Origin of the sequence: Streptomyces sp. NPDC127084, from assembly GCF_042724175.1 — a bacterium.
In the GTDB taxonomy this organism is placed as follows: domain Bacteria; phylum Actinomycetota; class Actinomycetes; order Streptomycetales; family Streptomycetaceae; genus Streptomyces.
Window position 1 is genome coordinate 8,980 of sequence record NZ_JBHXFA010000014.1, and the last position, 3,797, is coordinate 12,776.

4 protein-coding genes are annotated in these 3,797 nt (G+C 69.8%); 3 read left to right on the forward strand and 1 reads right to left on the reverse strand.

What is annotated here, in order from left to right:
* Positions 1 to 242 precede the first annotated feature (242 nt).
* Positions 243 to 416 carry a hypothetical protein gene (locus ACFWI9_RS05560; protein WP_387159215.1) on the reverse strand — a complete coding sequence of 58 codons (174 nt, stop codon included), beginning with the start codon at positions 414 to 416 and terminating at the stop codon, positions 243 to 245.
* 419 nt (positions 417 to 835) lie between these two features.
* On the opposite strand from ACFWI9_RS05560, the gene ACFWI9_RS05565 reads away from it, so the two are divergent.
* From ACFWI9_RS05565 to ACFWI9_RS05575, 3 genes are all read left to right on the forward strand, one after another.
* Complete coding sequence (locus tag ACFWI9_RS05565) at positions 836 to 1,489, forward strand: response regulator transcription factor (RefSeq protein ID WP_345284337.1); 654 nt, start codon at positions 836 to 838, stop codon at positions 1,487 to 1,489.
* Between the two features lie 3 nt (positions 1,490 to 1,492).
* Positions 1,493 to 2,734 (forward strand): sensor histidine kinase, encoded by a 1,242-nt coding sequence (locus ACFWI9_RS05570; RefSeq protein WP_387159216.1) that lies wholly within the window; start codon positions 1,493 to 1,495, stop codon positions 2,732 to 2,734.
* A 448-nt stretch (positions 2,735 to 3,182) separates the two neighbouring features.
* Positions 3,183 to 3,479: a DUF4193 domain-containing protein gene (locus ACFWI9_RS05575; RefSeq protein WP_338673390.1), complete on the forward strand. Its 297-nt coding sequence runs from the start codon at positions 3,183 to 3,185 to the stop codon at positions 3,477 to 3,479.
* The last annotated feature ends 318 nt before the right edge of the window (positions 3,480 to 3,797 follow it).

The following is a 3,797-nucleotide window of genomic DNA, read 5'->3' on the forward strand; positions in this document are numbered from 1 at the left end:
CCACCGCCCGCGCCCGTCGCCACAGCCGCCACCCCATCGTCGGCAGCGAGTCCGGATATGGCGCGACCCGCGCCCCCCGGGCCCCCCCCCCCACGCCCCACTGGGCCCCCCCGGGTCGCGGCGCCCCCCGCACACCCGCGCGGGGGGCGGCGGGCACCCCCGGGCGGCCCCCACGGCGGCGCGCGGGCGCGCCACCGCACGGGTGAATCGGGGGCGCGGGCCCCTCGGCCGTTCCCGTGGTGTCAGGCGCGCGCGGCGCTGACCTCCACGCCGTGCTCGGCGGCGAGCCGGTGCAGGTCGTCCAGCTCGGCCTGCTCGACCTCCGCGAGGAAGTCGTCGCCCGTCTCGCGGGCCCGCGTGAGGTCGGTTTCCGTGGTCCTGATGCGGTGCAGGAGTCCTGTGGTGAATGCGTCCATGGTCGCGCCCCCTCGTCGTGGGTCGATGGCACGGGGGTGTGCCTACGGCGGGTTGATCACGCCCCCTCCGTGGGGGACAGAGAGCGGGGTGTGGCAAGCCACATACATGGCGTGATCGCGGGTGTGCCCCTGGTCCTCCCCAGGCTCACCCACCGGGAAACCTCAACTCTTCAGGGAATCCCGACCATTCCCGAGCGCCCAGTCCGTGCCGTGTCCGCCGCAGGCCCCGGGCTCGCGAGGGACCCCGTGACTTACATCCGGTTTACGCGCGTAAGGGGCAGGATGGAGGCACACAGTCAGTGCATCCACTACGACAGCCGTGCCCTGGACATGGCCGTTCACGCCCGACCGCGTCCGGCCGTGCGTGATCGGATCACGGGGCGGGGTCGGGACCGGGATCCAGAGGAAGGACCAGCCACGTGCGCGTACTCGTGGTCGAGGACGAGCAGCTGCTCGCCGATGCGGTGGCCACCGGGCTGCGCCGGGAGGCCATGGCGGTGGACGTCGTGTACGACGGAGCCGCGGCCCTCGAGCGTATCGGGGTGAACGACTACGACGTCGTCGTGCTCGACCGTGATCTCCCGCTCGTCCACGGCGACGATGTCTGCCGCAAGATCGTGGAACTGGGCATGCCCACCAGGGTGCTGATGCTCACCGCCTCCGGTGATGTCAGCGACCGCGTGGAGGGCTTGGAGCTGGGCGCGGACGACTACCTCCCCAAGCCGTTCGCGTTCACGGAGCTGACCGCCCGTGTGCGGGCCCTCGGGCGCCGTACGACGGTGCCGCTGCCCCCGGTACTGGAGCGCGCCGGGATCAAGCTGGACCCCAACCGCCGAGAGGTCTTCCGTGACGGCAGGGAGGTCCAGCTCGCTCCCAAGGAGTTCGCCGTACTGGAGGTGCTCATGCGCAGCGAGGGCGCGGTCGTGTCGGCCGAGCAGCTGCTGGAGAAGGCCTGGGACGAGAACACCGACCCGTTCACCAACGTCGTACGGGTCACCGTGATGACCCTGCGCCGCAAGCTCGGCGAGCCGCCCGTGATCGTCACGGTCCCCGGCTCCGGATACCGGATCTGACCCGTGGCCGCTGCACCCGCGCCTCCCACGGCGCCCCCGAAACCCACCTGGGCTCCCGGTGAGCAGGCAAGTCCCTGGTTCCGGCCCACCATCCGGATACGGCTCACACTGCTCTACGGCGGCATGTTCCTGATCGCCGGGATCCTGCTGCTCCTGATCATCTACCTGCTGGCCGCGCAGGCGCTGCGGCCGGACAGCGAGCTGCCGTTCAGGATCGAGAAGGGCCAGGTGAGCAGCGAGGTCTGCACCTTCCCCACCACCCCGCCGGACTCGACCGAGACGTTCAACCAGCTCGTGAACTCCTGTGTGAACAAGCAGCGCCAGCACGCCTTGGACGAGCTCCTCACCCGCTCGCTGTTCGCACTCGTCGGCTTGAGTGTGATCGCGTTCGCCTTCGGCTACGCGATGGCGGGCCGAGTCCTGTCCCCGCTCGGGAAGATCACACGCACCGCGCGCCGCGTGGTGGGTTCCGACCTGTCCCGGCGGATCGAGCTGGACGGCCCCGACGACGAGCTGAAGGAGCTCGCCGACACCTTCGACGAGATGCTGGAGCGGCTGGAGCGGGCCTTCACGGCGCAGCAGCGGTTCGTCGCCAACGCCTCGCACGAGCTGCGTACACCGCTGGCGATCAACCGCACCCTGCTGGAGGTCCATCTCTCCGATCCCGGCGCCGGCGAGGATCTCAAACAGCTCGGCAAGACCCTGCTGGCCACCAATGAACGCAGTGAACAGCTGGTGGAGGGCCTGCTGCTGCTCGCCCGCAGTGAGAACCAGATCGTGGAACGCAAACCGGTCGACCTCGCCGAGGTCGCCACCCGGGCCGTCGACCAGGCGCGCGGTGAGGCGGAGGCCAAGGGCATCGAGTTCCGTGGACGGAGGGCGCCCGCGATCGTCCAGGGCAATGGGGTGCTGCTGGAGCGGATCGCCCTGAACCTCGTGCAGAACGCCGTGCGCTACAACGTCCCGGAGGGCGACGGCGGCGGATGGGTGGCGGTGACCACGGAGGTCGCGCACGGCCAGGCGGTGCTGCTGGTGTCCAACACGGGCCCGGTGGTCCCGGCGTACGAGATCGACAACTTGTTTGAGCCCTTCCGGCGGCTGCGCCAGGAGCGTACCGGCAGTGACAAGGGGGTCGGTCTCGGCCTGTCGATCGCCCGGTCCGTGGCGCGTGCCCACGGGGGCCGTATCATCGCGGAGCCGCGCGAGGGCGGCGGCCTCGTGATGCGGGTGACCCTGCCTGTCTGACGCGGCCGGTGCCGGACGGCGGGCAGCGATCCCGACGCCTCCGTCCTCGCTGCCGGCGCGTTGATTGCGGGAGAACACCTCTGTTCGCTTTACGCGGAATTTTCGGGACTCCACCCCCGGGAGTGCGTGTGTGATCGCTCACAGAGGTGGTTTTCCGGCCATCTACTCTCCGTGAGCGGAAACCCGTGAAAACCGGGAAAAGTCCGGGTTTTCAGGGGTCCGCATCACGGGAAGTACACGAGGTGGCGCCTGTGTGGTGCGACCTTCGGACCGTGTACGGTCCCGATCGCCATCCAACCTGATCACTCTTGAGGGGTCCGGTTGGGTGTCGATTGAGTAACAGACCTTGATGTGAGGCAAAATCTCCGCCTCAGGTCGGGCACAAGTCCGGCCTCTCACGCGTTACGTGCGCTGGAGACACCGCAGACACCCAGAGGGGGAGAGCGACATGGCAACCGATTACGACACCCCACGTAAGACCGATGACGATCTCAACGAGGACAGCATCGAGGAGCTCAAGGCTCGTCGGAACGACAAGTCGACATCGACCGTCGACGTCGATGAATTCGAGGCCGCGGAAGGCCTGGAGCTGCCCGGAGCGGACCTCTCCAACGAGGAGCTTGCCGTCCGGGTGCTGCCCAAGCAGGCCGACGAGTTCACCTGCATGAGCTGCTTCCTGGTGCACCACCGGAGTCAGCTGGCCCGGGAGAAGAACGGCCAGCCGATCTGCCGCGACTGCGACTGAGGCAGAGCTGCCGTGGCTGGCGGGACACCTTCCGGGAATCCCTTCGGGAAGCACCGCTTCGGGCGCAAGGGTTCCTCGGAGTCTCCGGACTCCGGGCACGCCCGGAACGCTCCGGAGCCGTGGAACGGCGCTGAGGCGCCCCACGGAGCGGGCCAGGGCCATGCCGGCCACCAGCCCTCCCCGGGTGACGCACATGACGACGAGCGGGGCCTCCCGGCCTCGCTCGAGGCCACCGGACAGGGGGGGGGCGCCCACCCGCCCCCCCCGCGGGGGGGGGCGCGAGGACAGAGGGCGCGGCGAGGGGGTGGCGGGGGCGCG

Excerpts from the sequence above, each read along its gene's own strand:
- ACFWI9_RS05575 (WP_338673390.1), top strand. The coding sequence starts at position 3,183 with ATGGCAACCGATTACGACACCCCACGTAAGACCGATGACGATCTCAAC.
- ACFWI9_RS05560 (WP_387159215.1), bottom strand. The coding sequence starts at position 416 with ATGGACGCATTCACCACAGGACTCCTGCACCGCATCAGGACCACGGAA.